The following is a 16,358-nucleotide window of genomic DNA, read 5'->3' as shown; positions in this document are numbered from 1 at the left end:
TGCCGCAGGAGCCCTCCATGACCCGTTCCCAGATTTCCCGCCGTCATGTTCTTTGGATGGGGGGCGGCGCCGCCCTTCTCGCCGCCTTGCCTGGCTATGGTCAAAGCATTCCCCAGCCTGTTTTCTCAGATTATCCATTCCAGCTGGGCATCGCTTCGGGCGAGCCGTCCGCCGACGGGTTCGTTATCTGGACACGGCTGGCGCCGCAGCCGCTGGAACAGGGCCATGGCATGCCCGCAGCAGTTGTTCCTGTGCAGTGGCAGGTCGCCGAGGATGAAAGTTTCCGGACTGTTGTGCAGACCGGCGAAGCGCTCGCGCGGCCAGAGCTTGGCCATTCGGTTCATGTCGAGGTGGCGGGCCTGCAGCCGGGGCGGCCATATTTCTACCGCTTCACGGCCGGGCGCGAGCGCAGCATGATGGGCCGCGCCCGCACGCTGCCTGCTCCGGGGGCGGATGTTCAATCGGTACGGTTTGCCGTGGGCGGCTGCCAGCACTACGAACAAGGCCTCTACACCGCCTGGCGCCACGCGGCGGCAGAGGATGTGGACTTCGTCTTCTGCTATGGCGACTACATCTATGAAGGTCGCAGCCAGCGCATGCGCACTGTGTCAGGCTGGCCGGTCGTCAGCGTACGCCAGCACCCCGGACAGGAGGTCTATTCGCTCGAAGATTACCGCCAGCGCTACGCCATCTACAAGATGGATCCGGACCTGCAGGGCGCCCATGCGGCGGCGGCCTGGTTCCCGGTCTGGGATGATCACGAGATCGACAACAACTGGGTCTCTGATCTCGATCAGGATGGCACGCCGCCGGAAGTTTTCCGCCTGCGCAAGCGGGCCGCAATGCAGGCTTTCTACGAAAATATGCCGCTTCGCTCGACGAGCTTTCCCAACGGCCCCAGCATGTCGCTCTATCGCCGGGCAAGTTTTGGCAACCTGCTCGACATGAACTTCCTGGATACGCGGCAGTACCGCACCGATCAGCCTTGCAATGACCGCTGGCGGGTAGAGTGCGCTGACCTTAGCAATCCGAAGGCGGATGTTCTGGGCGCAGCGCAGGAAGCCTGGCTGATGGAAGGCCTTACCAGCTCCCGGGCACGCTGGAAGGCGATGGCACAGCAGGTGATGATGATGGACCTCGACCGGGAGCCTGGCGAGACTTATGCCGCCAACCTCGACAGCTGGGGCGGCTACCGCGCCCCGCGTGAACGGCTCCTGCGCGGGCTGACCGACCAGCGCATCAAGGATACGGTGATCCTCACCGGCGACGAGCACCAGAACTATGCCGGAAATGTGCACCTTGATGGGCAGAACCCCGGCAAGATACCGATCACGTCGGAGTTCGTGGCGACTTCCATCAGCTCGGGAGGCGACGGCGCAGACATGCGCCCGGACATGCCCGAAGTAGTGGCTGTCAATCCGGAGCTCAGATTCAACAATGCGCAGCGCGGCTATCTCGTCTGCCAGGTGACGCCCGATCTCTGGAAGACGCATTTCCGCGTCATTGATCAGATCTCCACCCCGGGCGGAAGCGTATCGACCCGCGCGACCTACGCGCTGGAGCATGGCAAGCCGGGCCTCGTTGAAGCCTGAGCCTGATGCCAGCGCCCCTCCCCTTCAGGGCACAGGGGCGCTGGCGATTTTCATCCGCCGCCGGACCCTCCAGATGAGGATGAGGGGCGGGACAATGGCAAGCGGGCTCAGCGAAAAGTAAAGCGCAAAGCCGCCCATGGAAGAGCCCGTGACGCCCTGCAGGGCAACCACGCCAAGGCCCGCAAAGCCTCCAAGGAAGCCGCCAAGGAATGACATGAGCGACGAGAGCAGCGCAAACTGCGCGGCGGTCGCGATCGGGTTGGTGAGGCGGCTCGCCCAGGCAACGATGGCGGCCATGGCGAGGCCGCCACTAAACCCTTCCACGACCGTGACGACTGCCCAGAGGAGTTTCGATCCGCCGGAAAGGGCCAATGCAGAGAAACCGAAATTGGAGACGCCCGCCAGCGTGACGCCGATGGCCATGGCCGTCAGTGTTCCAAAACGCAAGCCGATGAGTCCAGCAGCGACAACGCCGCCCAATGTGGCTGGGAAACCGATTACCGTCCGCATGCCGGCAATCTCGGTGGTGGAAAATCCAAGGTCGATGTAGAGTGGCCCGATCATGGGGACGACCAGGCTGTCGGGCAGGAAAAACAGAGCTACCAGCGGCAGGAAGATGAATACGCCGGTTCCGTGATCCTGCCAGAATACCTTCAGGGGGCGGATGAGCGCGCTGCCAACCGAGCCGAGACCTGTGAGGGCCTCGAAGGTACGCGGCTTGTCCGGCTCCCGTGCAATCAGAAGCGCCAGGACACCGGCGATGCCGCCGAGCGAGGCAAAACCATATGCCGCCTGCCAGCCAATCATGCCGGAGACAAACAGGATCGGCACATTACCTAGGAAGTATCCTGAGCGAAGGCCCAGGATATAAGCAGAGGCCATCAGGTCCTGCTCTTCGTCGAGCGCGCTTTCGATGCGCCAGGCATCGACGGCAATATCCTGCGTGGCTGCGGCAAAAGAGGTGAGCATGGCAAAGCCCGCAAACACCGCGAGCCCCGCCGAGGGCCCGGTGAACGCCATGCCGAGAATACCGATGGTGACGAAGATCTGCCCAAGGAGCATCCAGGAGCGGCGGTGGCCGAGGAGCTTTCCGATGATGGGCAACCTGATCCAGTCAACGAACGGCGCCCAGAGGAATTTCGTGGCGATGAAGATGCCGACCCAGCCCATGAATCCGATCGCAGTGAGCGCGACCCCTTCCTGCCGAAGCCAGTAGCCGAGCGTGACCCCGACCATGACGGGCGGCATGCCTGTGGCAATGCCGAAGACCATCGCGATGGCGACCTTTGGCTGGCGCAGCGATGCCAGAACTTCGCGCAGCCCGGCTTGTGGCCGGACCGGTTCGTCCTGGCCGGTGACAATATCGGCCATACTTCCTCCCGAGGCGCAGAAGACCGCTCCCTCGCCTCATGATGCGGGCAAGGTTTGGATGCGGAACTGCGTGCTCAGGCAGAGTGTGTCAGCGCCTCCGGCCCCCTGCAAGAAAAATCAGGGCGCGGTGACGAGGCCTTCAAGGAGGCTGGCGTCGCCGGCGAGATCCCTCACCATGATGCGGGCGGGGTCTTGCGGGCCCGGGAAGGTCAGGCGGCCCCTGGGCACTATCGTAAAGCCCGCCTTTCCAAAGAGACTGTGGGCACCAATCAGGATGGCGGCGGGCCAGCCCGCAGCCTTACCGGCCTCAAGCGCGGCTTCGGTGATCTTCAGGCTGAGAAAATTGCCGCGATAGGCTGGATCGACGGCCACCGGTCCATAGAACAGCGCCTGCATGCGCTCCGGCCCCACCACGAGCGGCCAGACGCGGCAAACGCCAATCACCTTGCCGTCATCAAGCGCCACCCGGTTGATCTCTGGCAGCGAGCGCGAATATTCGCGCAGGCGCTCGGCCGTCTTGGCAAAGTGGCCCGGGCCGAAGGTCACGTCGAAGAGGGCTTCGATCGCGTCGGCATGCAGACTTGGAGTTTCGGGCACAATCTCGATCATCGCGCGGCGCTCTAGGCCGCATTTGGCGGCCCCGCAAGCATCGATATTTGAACGCGCGCCCTGCCCGGTTCATACCGGGCGGAAGCGGGCGTCCCTGTCCTCCAGCAGCGCATAGGAGACATGGCGTTTCAGCGCCTCGGTCAGCGGGACCGGGTCTCCGGCCAGATGCTCCGGCGGGATCGCCTCGCCGAAGGTCATGCGGAATTTCGAGCCCCGCTTGTTGAGAAGCTCGTTGAAGAGGGTGATGTCGCGCAGTTCGTTGGAGAGATCACAGAAGAGATAGTAAAGCGCCGAGTTGCGGGCATCGAGATTGAGCGGAATGACCGGCGCGTTCTGCTTCCGGGCGAGGCCAACAACGGTGGGGAACCAGTCCTTCTCGATCATCTGCCCTGCCTGCTTCATGGCGAGGCGGCCGGAGGGAAAAATCACGACGCACTTTTCTTCAGCGAAGGCAGCGGCGGCCCGCTTCAGGGTTTCGCGCGTCTTGGCGGGCGAGCGCTTCTCAGCCACCCATTCGACCGGGATGATGACATCCTCAAACCGCTGATTGACGCGGATGGCGTCGGCATTGGCGAAAAAGACTATATCGTCCCGTTTCTGTTTCAGGAGGTCCCAGACGGCGACCCCGTCTGCAAGGCCCGTCGGATGGTTGGCCGCAACTATGCAGCGGCCCGTTTCCGGCAGGCGGTCGATCCCATCGACACTGATGTCGAACGCAAGCTGTCGTGAAAGCTGGTCAAAACTCTCCCGCCCGGTCAGCTGGACGAGTTCATCGGCCATACGGCGGGCCTTGCCATAGCCGAGGATGGAATAAAGCAGCGGCCGGGCGATTGGCCAGGCCGGGCTGGCGCGCAAGCGGGGACAGCGTTCCTCGATCAGCACGTCGACAATATGTTCGTCGCGGCGCTCTTCCTCGGGCAGGAAGGCCGACAGGGCGACAGAGGCCGCTCGGGGTGCTGCAGGCTGGTCTGTCATGAATTCGCGCGCTTCCCTACGCCCCTGTGGATTCGCGGCCAAGCATACGGCCTGGGCAGGAAAACGGGAAGCCAGCCCGCTTTTCTGCGGCAAACCCTGAAATCCATCGGAATTTCAATACTTCGGAAAGTTTCGCTTTACCAAGACGCAAGACGCCCGTGGCAATGTGAACATCAGACGGGCGGCGGCTTAAGACCTCTTTCCGCGCCCACATTCAAAACTTTCAACGGGGTTGAGTTTCATGAAGGTTCTCTGGATCGAAGATCACGAGCCGGTACGTACGATGCTGGCGCATGCAGCCGACAAGGCTGCGCGCGCTCGTATTCCGGTAGATCTTGTCATGGCCGAGGGCCTGCTGGCGGCTGAGCGCCGCCTGCGCCTTGAGCGCTTTGACCTGGTGATCGTCGATCTGCAGCTGCCGGAGACCGGCGACGATGTCGACATGGCGGTCGCCCGCGTCGCCAATATGGGCAAGCACCGCATTGCGGTGGCCTCTTCCCGGCCTGAGCGCGACGATGTGGTGGCCTCGGCCGTCCGCTGCGGCGCGAACATTCATGGGCAGGCCGTATTCAAGGCCGCCCTAAACTTCAATCGCTTCATCCAGCGCCCTGAATCCTTCGAGGATTTCCTGCTGGAACTGATGCCTGCTGCGGGCGCACGCCCGGCGATTCGCGCCGCCTGAAGCGGCTGGGCGCTTGCCGCCCCCCGATCACAGTTGCTAAGCCGCCCGAAGCCGCTTCGGGTGGCTTTTGCATTTCTGAGGGAAAGACGACCCACCCATGGCAGACATCTTTTCCTATCCGGCAACACTGACCCTGATTGTGCTCAACGTGTTTGCCAGCCTGATCGCCTTCCGCAACGCCCCGTTCAATAATCAGAACATCCTTTGGGTGGGTCCGATGAAGGACCAGGGCGAATGGCACCGGCTGATCAGCTCGGGCTTCCTGCATGTCAACGGCCCCCACCTTTTCCTGAACATGTATGGCCTCTTCATGTTCGGCCCGGTGATCGAGCATGTGCTGGGGGGCGTGAACTTCCTGATCATCTACCTTGCGTCCCTGATCGGGGGCAGCGTGTGGGCCTATTGGTGGAACCGGGACAATCCGGACTACCGCGCGGCGGGCGCGTCGGGGGCTCTGTCGGGCATCATCCTCGCCTTCTGCATGATCGCGCCCTTCTCCATGCTGCTGTTCCTGTTCATCATTCCGATGTGGGGCATCGTGTTTGGCGTCGCTTTTGTCGTGCTCAGCTATGTGTTTTCACAGCGGGCTGACCGGATCATCGGGCATGAGGCACATCTGGGCGGTGCGGTGGTTGGAATTGTAACAACGCTGCTGGTCGAGCCGCGGGTTTGGACGTCCTTCCTGGCGCAGATCGCCGAAAAGTTCGGGTGAGGGCAGATCAGGCCATGGGCGGGGTGCGCGCAAAGTATGAAGTGAAGGTGGCGAGCGGCGCACTGACGGAAGATCCGGTTCAGGCGAAGGCCGCCGGGCTGCTGGACGATCTGGCGCAGCGCCTCGCCGATCAGCCAGAACCTGGCTGGTTTTCAAAGCCCGAGCCCGTACGCGGCGTCTATCTCTGGGGCGGGGTGGGCCGGGGCAAGTCGATGCTGATGGACCTGTTCTTTGCGCAGGCCGTGACCAAACCGAAACGGCGCGTACACTTCCATGAGTTCATGGGCGAGGTGCATGAGCGCCTCGGCGTCTGGCGGAAGATGGGCGACCGGGAGCGCAAACGCTCGCCCTGGCGGGTGAAATCGGCCGGAGATGACCCGATCCCGCCAGTGGCCAGGCAGATTGCGGCAGAGGCGAAGCTGCTCTGCTTTGACGAGTTTCAGGTGACCCAGATTGCCGACGCGATGATCCTCGGGCGGCTGTTTGATCAGCTGTTCCAGCGGGGGGTGACGGTGGTGGCAACCTCCAACCGCCACCCTGACGACCTCTACCGGGACGGCATCAACCGCCAGCTTTTCCTACCTTTTATCAAGGAGTTGAAGGAGCGTTGCGAAGTCCATGAGCTGACCTCGGCGCGTGATTACCGGCTGGACCGGCTGGTGGAGGCGCCCGTCTGGTATGCCCCGCTGGACGCAGCGAGCGATGCCGCGCTGGACAATGCCTGGGACCGGCTGACACTGGGAGCCGAGCCCCAGCACTGCGTGCTGACGGTCAAGGGCCGCAAGGTGATGGTCAACCGGGAGGCGGCCGGGGTGGCTCGGTTTACCTTCGAGGAGCTGTGCGCGCGGCCACTGGGGCCCATCGACTACCTTGTAATTGCAGGGACTTTTCACACGGTGATCCTGGAGGGCATCCCCCTTCTCTCTCCCGTCAAGCGCAATGAGGCGATGCGGTTTACGGGGCTGATCGATGCGCTCTACGAAGCCAAGGTGAAGCTGGTGGCGAGCGCGGCGGCAGAACCGGACGCGCTTTACCCCGCAGGAGACGGGTCTTTCGAGTTCGAGCGGACGGCGAGCCGGCTGTTTGAAATGAGATCGAAGGATTATCTGTCGGCGGCGCGGGAAGACATCGATCTCAGCGATAGCCCTGAAAGATAGAGACAATTCCAGACACCGCTTGTACGCGCTGAGGGCGTTCTTACATCTCCTCCATAGCGGCACGGAAAGCACACCTCGCCGCTGCCTGACACGGAGACGTGATCCCGGCCGGAAACCCGTGCCCGGCCCTCTTCCACACGCATGCCTCAATTCCTATTTATGCATCTGCGCGATGAGTGAATTGCGCACGCCCGGTGACGACGCCGCCGCTGAGCGGGGCTAGGATCAGGGTGAGCCGTAAAGACTGGGACAGGCAGCCGAAAGACGGAGCCAGCCCCGATAAGGAGGAATGAACATGGCGAATGCAAACGTCAAAGGCTCGGTCGCCCTCAGCCCCGAACAGGGCATGAGCCGGTATCTGAGCGAAATCCGCAAATTCCCGATGCTCGAGAAGAATGAGGAATTCATGCTGGCGCGCCGGTGGCGCGAACACGAAGACACCGAAGCGGCCGAGAAGATGGTGACCTCCCACCTGCGCCTCGTGGCGAAGATCGCAATGGGCTATCGCGGCTATGGCCTGCCGATGGCAGAGGTGATTTCCGAAGGCAATGTCGGCCTGATGCAGGCGGTTAAGAAATTCGATCCGGACAAGGGCTTCCGCCTCGCGACCTATGCGATGTGGTGGATCCGCGCCGCGATCCAGGAATACATCCTGCGCAGCTGGAGCCTTGTGAAACTTGGCACCACGGCCGCTCAGAAGAAGCTGTTCTTCAACCTGCGCCGCCTGAAGGGCGAGATGCAGGCGCTGGAAGAAGGCGACCTGAAACCCGAACAGGCACGCCTGATTGCCGAGAAGCTGAACGTTACCGAAACCGAAGTCTATTCGATGAACGGCCGGATGAGCGGCTCTGACGCCTCGCTCAACGTGCCGATGGGCACTGACGGCGACATGGAATGGCAGGACTGGCTGGCCGATGACGAGCCGGGCACGGCGGAGACCTTTGCCAACCGCCAGGAACTGGACGCGCGCATGACCCTGCTGACGCAGGCCATGGAAGACCTCTCCGAGCGAGAACGCCATATCCTGACCGAGCGCCGCCTGATCGACGAGCCCAAGACGCTGGAAGAACTTTCCGAGCAGTACAATGTCAGCCGCGAGCGTATCCGGCAGATCGAAGTGCGCGCGTTCGAGAAGCTCCAGAAGGCGATGAAGCGCATGGCCAAGGAACAGGGCCTGCCGGTCGGCACCTGACGCCTTGGAACCTCTCCCCTGCTTCGGCGTTGGTCGAGGCAGGGAAACGAGGTTCCGCCATGTCGTTCAAAACAGTCATTCCGGTTCTGGCCGCCGTACTGGGCGCAGGAACCTTTGCATTTGCTGATCCCCCGCATCCGCGCGGGAATGAGCTGCCGCCGGGCCTCGCCAAGCAGGGCAAGATACCCCCCGGTCACACCAGGAAGATCTGGGGCAAGGGACAGCATCTTCCACCGGAATATCGCGACGTCCATTTCCAGGACTGGGAGCGCTACGATCTCGGCGCGGCTCCGGCCGGGCATCGCTGGGTGCGCGTGGACCGCGACGCCTATCTTGTCGAAGTGCCAAGCGGGCTGATCGCGCAGGCCATGATTGGCGTGCTGCTGGATTGATGCGGCCGGCAAGGCAGGGCATGGGAGGCCATGCCCGATTTTATCCCGATACAATCTGCCGATGATCCTCGCGTGGAGGCGTATGTTGCCATCCGTGAGCGCGACCTGACGGGCGGTCATGGCGGGCGCTTTATCGTGGAAGGCAAGGTGACGCTGGAAACGCTGCTGAGGCGCAGTCGGTTTCCTGTCGAGAGCCTGTTCCTTTGCCAGACGCGGCTGGGCCCGCTCCGCGATCGGCTGACGGAGGTGCCGCATGGGGTTCCGGTTTATGTGGCGCCGCAAGGCGTGATGGACGCGGTGGCGGGGTTTGCGATGCACCGGGGCGTGCTGGCGTGCGGACGCAAGGGCGAAGCTGCTCTGCCGGCGGATGTTCTTTCCAGGGATGGCCCCTCGACGGCCCTGCTTCTGTCGGAGCTATCCAACCATGATAATGTGGGGGCGTGTTTCCGCAATGCGGCGGCGTTCGGGGCGGGCGCTGTGTTGCTCGACGCGGCCTCCTGCGATCCACTTTACCGCAAGTCGATCCGGGTTTCTTCTGGGGCAGCGCTGTGGCTGCCTTTCAGCCAGGGGGGCACTGGCGACGATCTGATTGCAGCGGCAGAGACGGCGGGCCATGAAGTGTGGGCGTTGACGCCGCGCAGGGACGCCGAGCCGCTGCCCTCGCTGAAAATTCCCGAGCGGGTGGCGCTGCTGATGGGGGCAGAGGGGCCGGGCCTGCCGGCGGACATGATCGGGCGGGCGCGGCCCGTGCGTATTCCGATGACGGAGGGGTTTGACAGCGTGAACGTGGCGACAGCGGCGGCGATTGCGCTGGCGCATGTGTTTGCGGCGCGGGGGTAAAGCACGCCCGATCTATCCTTAGGCTTCTTGCAGGATCAGCACAAATGCAGAGCGCCCCACAGGCAAACTGCAGACGCAGCGGCGCTCAGCCCAAAGGGCTCAGCAACAGCCGCGAGCAATAATCAAAAGACTCTTGGCCGCTCGTTGCGCTCGACATGGAGGCCGCATTCGGTCTTGTTCTGGCCTGCCCAGCGGCCGGAACGTGGATCGCTCGGGTCTGCGGCGGGCTGGGTGCAGGGCCAGCAGCCGATTGAGGGGTAGCCCTGTGGGACCAGCGGGTGGCGGGGCAGGTTTTCTTCTTCAAGGTATGCGTCAACATCCGTCTGCGTCCAGTTGGCGAGCGGGTTCACCTTGTAGCGGTCATCGCCATGTTCAAACACCGGCAGGCTGATGCGGGCGCCGCCATGGAAGCGCTTGCGGCCCGTGATCCAGGCGCCGAAGCCTTCCAGCGCTGGCTCGAGCGGGCGCACCTTGCGCAGGGCGCAGCAGGCGTCGGCATTGGTTTTCCAGAGCATGTTCCTGGGGTCGAGCACTTTGCGCTCGGTCTCGTTCGGCATGATGTTGCGCACGCCGGACAGGCCAAGGCGGGCGATCACCTCGTCCTTATAGTCGAGCGTCTGCGGGAAATGCATGCCGGTGTCGATGAAGACGATCGGCAGGGAGGGATCTACCTCGGCAATGAGGGCGAGCATGACGACGCTTTCGGCGCCGAAGCTGGAAACATAGGTGACCCCGCCCGGCCATTCGCGCGTGATCGCCGCACGGAGGATTTCCTGCGCGGACGCCTGGCGCAACTCGCTGTTCAGGCGGGCCAGCCGGTCCTGCGGCTTTTCGGGCGTCTCGGTTTCAAAGGCCATGGGCCAGGGTGCTTCCTGAAGTCAGCTACGTCTGCGGAAGGCCGGGGGCGAGGTATCAGCAGCGGGCTGATAAACCACGCTGTATTCTTTCAGGGCTTCCACTATCTCAGATAAGCCAGCGCGGCGGGTCACGTAAGCATCGAACCCTGAACGGTGCATGTAGAATATCTGATCCCTTAACACGTGGCCGACCGCGCGAAGCTCGCCGGTATACTGGTAGCGCCGGCGCAGTAGCTGGGCCTGGCTGTAGCCACGCCCGTCGGTGTAGCGGGGGAAATCGACCTCGATGAGCGAAAGTTCGGAGAGGTAAGGCTCGAGATCTTCGGCCGTGTCAGCCGGGCCAAGACGCACGCCATCTGGCAGCGGGCCGTTTTCCTGGCCCTGCTTGAGGCCGAGGAAACGCGCAAGGGACACGGAAACCTTCCCTTTTTCTGGGCCGCCCTCGCGCAGCACCGCGCCATCGGGCACGAAGGTCCACTCATTGGCGATCTCGGCGCCGTTCTTAATCAGCGGCATAGAGGGCCTCCTGGAAGGGCTGGTGGCCGAGGCGTTCCAGCGTGTCGATGAACTTTTCGTCCTTGGATGTGCGCTGGGTCCGGTAGAACTCAACCACGCGGTGGATGGCGCCGGGAACCTCGTCTGCTTTCAGGCCGGGGCCGACGATGGTGCCGAGGGCGGCTTTCTCGTCGGCGCGGCCGCCGAGGAGGATCTGGTAGAATTCCTCGCCCTTCTTGTCGACGCCGAGGATGCCGATATGGCCGACATGGTGGTGGCCGCAGGCATTGATGCAGCCCGAGACGTTGATGTGGAGGCGGCCGATGTCTTCCTCATAGGCGGGGTCTGCAAAGAGCTTCTGCACTTCCAGCGAGACCGGAATCGAGCGGGCGTTCGCCAGGTTGCAATAATCAAGACCCGGACAGACGATCATATCTGTGATGCGGCTTTCGTTCGCCGCGCCGAGGCCGGCCGCGTCGAGGGCTGCGTATATTTCCGGAAGGTCGTCGAGGGCGACATGCGGGAGGATCAGATTTTGCGCATGGCTGACGCGGATATCTCCGTGGCCGTACTTTTCGGCGAGGTCTGCGACGAGCTCCATCTGGGTGTCGGTTGCATCGCCCGGCGCGATACCGATCGGCTTCAGGCTGACGGTGACGGAGGCGTAGCCTTGGGCTTTATGGGGATGGAGATTTACCCTCGTCCAGCGGGCGAAGGCGGGGTCGGCGGCCTTGGCCGATTCCAGATGTTTGGAGACGGCGGGTTTCTCCGCCAGCCCCGGCGGGGAGAAATAGGCGTGGATGCGCGCGATTTCCTCGGCGGGCATGTCGATCTTTTCATGCGCGCGCTGGGCGGCGAATTCTTCTTCGACCTGGCGAATGTATTCAGCATCGCCAAGCTCGGTGACGAGGATCTTGATGCGGGCCTTGTATTTGTTGTCGCGCCGGCCGTAGCGGTTGTAGACGCGCATGATGGCTTCCAGATAATCGAGGATCTGGTTTTCGGGCACGAAGGGATTAACCAGTGTGGCGATGACAGGCGTGCGCCCCTGCCCGCCGCCAACCCAGACTTCAAAGCCGGTGACGCCGTCGCGCTGGCGGATATGGAGGCCCACATCGTGGACGCGGATGGCAGCGCGGTCATGCTCGGCGGCGGTAACCGCGATCTTGAACTTGCGCGGCAGGAACGCGAATTCGGGATGGAAGGTGCTCCATTGGCGGATGATCTCGCACCAGGGGCGCGGGTCGAGAACTTCGTCCTGCGCGGCGCCGGCGAAATGATCCGTGGTCGTATTGCGGATACAGTTTCCGGAAGTCTGGATGGCGTGCATCTCGACTTCGGCGAGCTTTTCCAGAACGTCCGGGATGTCCTTAAGAGCGACCCAGTTGAACTGGATGTTCTGACGCGTGGTGAAGTGGCCAAAGCCCCGGTCATAGTCGCGCGCGACCTCGGCGAGGCAGCGCAGCTGGACGGGGCTGAGCTGGCCATAGGGGATGGCGATACGCAGCATGTAGGCGTGAAGCTGGAGATAGACGCCGTTCTGCAGACGCAGCGGCTTGAATTCGTCTTCCAGCAGCTCACCGGACAGGCGGCGGGCTACCTGTCCCCGGAACTGGGCAACACGCTCTGCTACAATGCGGGCGTCGAATTGGTCATAACGATACATCAGACAAGCTCCTGCGCGTGGGGAATGCCCAGCGCATCTTCTGTTCTCTGCACCCAGTTTGCGACAGACGGATAAAGGCGCAGATCGAAGCCGCCCTCATGCGCCACGCGCGTATAGGCGACAAGGGCGATATCGGCGACGCAAAGCGCATTGCCGGCAAACCAGTCACGGGCAGTAAGGCGCTGCTCCATGACGCCCAGGGCGTTATTGCCGCGTACGAGCAAGGCGGGATCGATCTCGGTGTCGGATTTCCTCAGGTAGTGTTTCTGGAAACGGCGCACGGCGATGGCGGTTTCATGGGAATACTGTTCCCAGAAAAGCCAGCTCATCGCTTCAGCGCGCGCGAAAGCATCGCCCGGAATGAGGCACGAGCCTTCTGCCAGATAAAGCATGATGGCGTTCGACTGGGGCAGCGTGCGGCCGTCGGCCCAGCGCGCGACAGGCACCTGCCCGGCAGGGTTCATGGCGAGGAAGTCGGGCGTGCGGGTCTCGCCCTTCACCATGTCCACATCCACCCATGTGTAAGGGATACCGAGCAGGTCGGCGGTCCATTTGGGCTTAAGGCAATTGCCGGAGACGGGGTCTCCGTAGAGGGTAAGGCCGCCAGGCTCGGGGCCAGCTTCAGGCGAAGACATCAGGCGATTTCCTGCTCGCTCACCGCGCCGGCAAAGCCGCCAGCGGAGAATTGTGCGCGCAGGGATTCCCGCAGGGTTTCGCGCCCGGTGATCTGGCCGTCTTCCGTGACTTCCATGAAATAGGGATCGGTCACGTGACCTTCCTCGCGGGCGGCCGCGGCAAGGCGCTCCTCGGCCTGCTCACCCGTGAACACACCGAGCCGGGTGATATCTTCCGTCCACGATCCATCGGCTTTCATCCAGACCGTGCGGCCGGTGGCAGTTTCCCAGGCGGTGACGGATTTGGGCGTCTCGGGCTTGAGCTTAGGGCGAACGGAGGTCATGCAGCAGTTTCCTTGAGGACCTGTTGGCGGGCACCGGCCCCGAACCAGGCATATCCGGAAGCTTCAGTCAGGATCGAAGCAATACGGCCCTGCTCTGCCGGAAGGCCAGCGACCTCACCGATGATCAGGAGCGCGGGGCCGCGGATGCCTTCTTCTTCCACGAGGAATGGCAGCTCGGCGAGCGTGCCGAAGACGCGCAGCTCCTCGGCGCGCGTGCCGTTCTCGATAATGGCGACAGGCGTTTCGGGGGCGCGGCCGGCAGCGACGAGCTTCTCGGCGATCACCGGCGCGGTATCGACACCCATGAAGACGACGACCGTCTGCGCCGGGCGCGCAAGCGCGGGCCAGTCAAGATCAGGCACGCCGCCTTCTTTGGCATGGCCGGTAACGAAAGTGAGCGTCTGGGCATGGTCGCGGTGGGTGAGCGGAACACCGGCAGCAGCGGCGCAGCCGAGCGCCGAGGAAATTCCGGGCACGACATGAACTTCGATGCCTTCAGCGCGGACGGCTTCAAGCTCTTCACCGCCCCGGCCGAAGATGAACGGGTCGCCCCCTTTGAGGCGCACGACGCGCAGCCCTTCCTGGGCCGAGGCGACGAGGCGGGCATGGATCTCGGTCTGCGGCACGGAATGATCGCCCTTCGACTTGCCGACAGGAATGCGCGACGCATCGCGGCGGATGAGGGAGATTATCTGCGGGCTGACGAGGCGGTCGTAATAGACCACATCGGCTTCCTGGATGAGGCGGAGGGCTTTCAGCGTCAGAAGTTCCGGATCGCCGGGTCCGGCGCCAACGATGTGGACGACACCGCAGGCGCGGCCGGTGACGCGGGCCTGCTGGCGCAGGAGGGCTTCGGCGCGTTCAAGGTCTCCGGCATAGGCGGCCTCGGCGGCGGGGCCGGCAAAGGCGCGCTCCCAATAGCGGCGGCGGGCGGTTTTGTCCGGGATCGCTTCGGCCACAAAGCCGCGCAGCGAGCGGGCGAGTTCGGCCAGATCGCCGATCCGCTGGGGCAGCAGGGCCTCAAGCTTTGCGCGGATGGATTTGGCGAGCACGGGCGCGGCGCCGCCCGAACCGATGGCGGCGACGATCTCGCCCCGGTCCAGAATGGAGGGAACGGTGAAATCGCAATCTTCAGGCTGGTCGACGACGTTGACCGGAACGCCCCGGGCGCGGACGGCGGCGAGGGCAGCGGCGCGATGACCCTGGTTTTCCTCGGCGATGATGACAAGGCGCGCGCCTTCCAGCGCGGCAGGGATTTCTTCGCGCGAGAGCGTTTTGACGCCTCGAGTGAACTCCGCTGCCAGGGCCAGGTCATCAAAGCCGCCCACGAGCACGACCTCTGCGCCGGACCCCGTGAACAGACGCAGCTTGCGCGCCGCTTCCTCGCCGCCACCAAAGACGACGATCCGGGCGCCTTCGAGGTTAAAGAAGGCCGGGAACTGGCGCATGGGCGCAACTTTCTCATTAGAGACACTACAGGGACGAATATACAAAACCTCCTTGACGCCTCAGACGCAACGGGCAACCCCTACAGCGATCATTTAGAGAAACTATCGATGTCCGATCCTTCCGACCGCCTGCCCCCGCTCAATGCCCTGCGTGCCTTTGAAGCCGCAGCACGGCGCCTCTCCTTCACGCAGGCGGCTGAAGAGCTGAACGTGACGCCGGGCGCGATTTCGCAGCAGATCCGCCAGCTGGAAGACTTCGCCGGGACGCCGTTGTTCAAGCGTACGGGGCGTTCAGTTCTTCTGACCGACGCGGCGCAGGCCAGCCTGCCCCTGGTACGCGAGGCTTTCGATCGGATTGCAGAGGCTGGCCGCGTAATGCAGGCCCCGGCCCGCAAGGGGCGCGTGATGGTGTCGTCGGCGCCCTCCTTTGCTGCCAAATGGCTCGCGCCGCGCCTCGAACGCTTCCAGCTGGCCAATGAAGGCATCGAAGCCTGGATCTCGGCCGACATGTCGCTGACCGATTTCAACACGGCGGACGCTGACATCGCGATCCGCTATGGGCGGGGCAGTTATGACGGGCTGAAATCAGAAAAGCTGATGGATGAGACCGTACTTCCGGTCTGCGCGCCGCGCCTTTTGGAGGGTCCCAACGCCATCCTGAAGCCTGAAGACCTGCGCCATCATACGCTGCTGCATGACGAAAGCTCGGAGAACGACCCCTCCTGCCCCGACTGGACGAGTTGGCTGCGCGCGCATGGCGTGACGGGCGTGGACGGGACGCGCGGGCCGCGCTTCAATCAGGGCATCCTCGTGATCGAGTCGGCCGCCGCCGGACGGGGCGTGGCGCTGGCCAAGCAGGCGATTGCGGCGGCGGACCTGGAAGCCGGGCGGCTGGTGGCGCCCTTTGCCAGTGGCTCGACCCCAATCGATTTTGGCTATTGGCTGGTCTGGCCGAAGGGACGCCATCTTTCGCCGGAAGTGCGGGCCTTCATCAAATGGATCAAGGACGAAGCGACCAGCAGCGAAGTCGTCGGCGTTTAGTCTGCCGGGTCTTCAAGGCAACGCAGCAGGCTGCCGTTCGGATCGAGGAGTGCAAACATCCTCAGGCCGAACGGTTCGAGCTTCGGCGGGGTGAGCCGAGGAATGCCCTGCACAGGCAAACCCGCACGCTGCCAGTCCCGGTAGAGATCATCCAGACGAGCCACACGAACGCAGGCACTGAAAGACGATTGGAAGGGATCAAGATCAGGGTACGGAAAGAACTCGATCTCCAGAATGCCGCGCGAGAGGATCATCCAGCTGGAATCCCTGAACTCGGTTTCGAAACCGAGCTTTGCGTAAAACCGTTCGGTCGCAGCAAGATCGATCGCGGGCAGGTTCGCGGTAATACGGTCTAATGGCGGAGCGGCCAT

At 63.3% G+C, this 16,358-nt stretch carries 18 protein-coding genes; 8 read left to right on the top strand and 10 right to left on the bottom strand.

The genetic code is table 11. The features are described 5' to 3' along the window. The first annotated feature begins 17 nt into the window (after window positions 1-17). Window positions 18-1,592, top strand: coding sequence for an alkaline phosphatase D family protein (locus tag KG722_RS12225; RefSeq protein ID WP_213272063.1), 1,575 nt, complete (start codon window positions 18-20; stop codon window positions 1,590-1,592). A 24-nt stretch (window positions 1,593-1,616) separates the two neighbouring features. On the opposite strand, the gene KG722_RS12220 is transcribed toward KG722_RS12225, so the two are convergent. The 3 genes from KG722_RS12220 to KG722_RS12210 form a co-directional block, all read right to left on the bottom strand. After that, the gene (locus tag KG722_RS12220) at window positions 1,617-2,963 is read right to left on the bottom strand and encodes an MFS transporter (RefSeq protein ID WP_213272062.1); all 1,347 of its coding nucleotides are present in this window, start codon (window positions 2,961-2,963) and stop codon (window positions 1,617-1,619) included. 117 nt (window positions 2,964-3,080) lie between these two features. Further along, window positions 3,081-3,572 carry an N-acetyltransferase gene (locus tag KG722_RS12215; protein WP_213272061.1) on the bottom strand — a complete coding sequence of 164 codons (492 nt, stop codon included), beginning with the start codon at window positions 3,570-3,572 and terminating at the stop codon, window positions 3,081-3,083. Window positions 3,573-3,641: 69 nt separating this feature from the next. Beyond that, window positions 3,642-4,547 (bottom strand): 1-acyl-sn-glycerol-3-phosphate acyltransferase, encoded by a 906-nt coding sequence (locus KG722_RS12210; RefSeq protein ID WP_213272060.1) that lies wholly within the window; start codon window positions 4,545-4,547, stop codon window positions 3,642-3,644. Window positions 4,548-4,788: 241 nt separating this feature from the next. Between KG722_RS12210 and KG722_RS12205 the strand changes: the two genes are divergently transcribed. The 6 genes from KG722_RS12205 to KG722_RS12180 all read left to right on the top strand — a co-directional run bounded on the left by KG722_RS12205 (window position 4,789) and on the right by KG722_RS12180 (window position 9,522). After that, on the top strand, window positions 4,789-5,229 hold the full coding sequence (locus KG722_RS12205) for a response regulator (RefSeq protein ID WP_300998487.1): 441 nt from the start codon (window positions 4,789-4,791) through the stop codon (window positions 5,227-5,229). A gap of 97 nt (window positions 5,230-5,326) precedes the next feature. Then, a complete protein-coding gene (locus KG722_RS12200; RefSeq protein WP_213272058.1) occupies window positions 5,327-5,941 on the top strand; it encodes a rhomboid family intramembrane serine protease in 615 nt (204 codons plus the stop codon). A gap of 14 nt (window positions 5,942-5,955) precedes the next feature. Continuing rightward, window positions 5,956-7,098, top strand: a complete 1,143-nt coding sequence (gene zapE, locus KG722_RS12195; protein ID WP_213272057.1) for a cell division protein ZapE — start codon at window positions 5,956-5,958, stop codon at window positions 7,096-7,098. Window positions 7,099-7,393: 295 nt separating this feature from the next. Next, window positions 7,394-8,290 carry an RNA polymerase sigma factor RpoH gene (gene rpoH, locus KG722_RS12190; protein ID WP_213272056.1) on the top strand — a complete coding sequence of 299 codons (897 nt, stop codon included), beginning with the start codon at window positions 7,394-7,396 and terminating at the stop codon, window positions 8,288-8,290. A gap of 59 nt (window positions 8,291-8,349) precedes the next feature. Next, window positions 8,350-8,682, top strand: coding sequence for an RcnB family protein (locus KG722_RS12185; RefSeq protein WP_213272055.1), 333 nt, complete (start codon window positions 8,350-8,352; stop codon window positions 8,680-8,682). A 30-nt stretch (window positions 8,683-8,712) separates the two neighbouring features. Then, window positions 8,713-9,522: an RNA methyltransferase gene (locus tag KG722_RS12180; protein WP_213272054.1), complete on the top strand. Its 810-nt coding sequence runs from the start codon at window positions 8,713-8,715 to the stop codon at window positions 9,520-9,522. Window positions 9,523-9,644: 122 nt separating this feature from the next. Here the strand turns inward: KG722_RS12180 and KG722_RS12175 are convergent, their stop codons facing one another. From KG722_RS12175 to cysG, 6 genes are read right to left on the bottom strand one after another with little or no spacing between them, the layout of a single operon-like run. Then, a complete protein-coding gene (locus tag KG722_RS12175) occupies window positions 9,645-10,379 on the bottom strand; it encodes a phosphoadenylyl-sulfate reductase (RefSeq protein ID WP_213272053.1) in 735 nt (244 codons plus the stop codon). A gap of 21 nt (window positions 10,380-10,400) precedes the next feature. Next, complete coding sequence (locus tag KG722_RS12170; protein ID WP_213272052.1) at window positions 10,401-10,895, bottom strand: DUF934 domain-containing protein; 495 nt, start codon at window positions 10,893-10,895, stop codon at window positions 10,401-10,403. Beyond that, a complete protein-coding gene (locus tag KG722_RS12165; RefSeq protein WP_213272051.1) occupies window positions 10,882-12,540 on the bottom strand; it encodes a nitrite/sulfite reductase in 1,659 nt (552 codons plus the stop codon). Before KG722_RS12165 ends, KG722_RS12170 begins: the two co-directional genes overlap by 14 nt. Continuing rightward, window positions 12,540-13,175, bottom strand: coding sequence for a glutathione S-transferase family protein (locus tag KG722_RS12160; RefSeq protein ID WP_213272050.1), 636 nt, complete (start codon window positions 13,173-13,175; stop codon window positions 12,540-12,542). Before KG722_RS12160 ends, KG722_RS12165 begins: the two co-directional genes overlap by 1 nt. Beyond that, a complete protein-coding gene (locus KG722_RS12155; RefSeq protein ID WP_213272049.1) occupies window positions 13,175-13,498 on the bottom strand; it encodes a DUF2849 domain-containing protein in 324 nt (107 codons plus the stop codon). The genes KG722_RS12160 and KG722_RS12155 overlap by 1 nt, the downstream gene beginning before the upstream one ends. After that, on the bottom strand, window positions 13,495-14,946 hold the full coding sequence (gene cysG, locus KG722_RS12150) for a siroheme synthase CysG (protein WP_213272048.1): 1,452 nt from the start codon (window positions 14,944-14,946) through the stop codon (window positions 13,495-13,497). Before cysG ends, KG722_RS12155 begins: the two co-directional genes overlap by 4 nt. Window positions 14,947-15,054: 108 nt before the next feature. Between cysG and gcvA the strand changes: the two genes are divergently transcribed. After that, window positions 15,055-15,987, top strand: a complete 933-nt coding sequence (gcvA, locus tag KG722_RS12145; protein ID WP_213272047.1) for a transcriptional regulator GcvA — start codon at window positions 15,055-15,057, stop codon at window positions 15,985-15,987. Here gcvA and KG722_RS12140 read toward each other — a convergent pair. Continuing rightward, window positions 15,984-16,358 (bottom strand): bleomycin resistance protein, encoded by a 375-nt coding sequence (locus KG722_RS12140; protein WP_213272046.1) that lies wholly within the window; start codon window positions 16,356-16,358, stop codon window positions 15,984-15,986. The two genes, gcvA and KG722_RS12140, sit on opposite strands and share 4 nt — an antisense overlap.

The organism is Hyphomonas sp., from assembly GCF_018402285.1.
GTDB lineage: Bacteria > Pseudomonadota > Alphaproteobacteria > Caulobacterales > Hyphomonadaceae > Hyphomonas.
The sequence above is the reverse complement of the archived record's forward strand: the minus strand, read 5'-3'. Positions and strand labels throughout refer to the sequence as shown.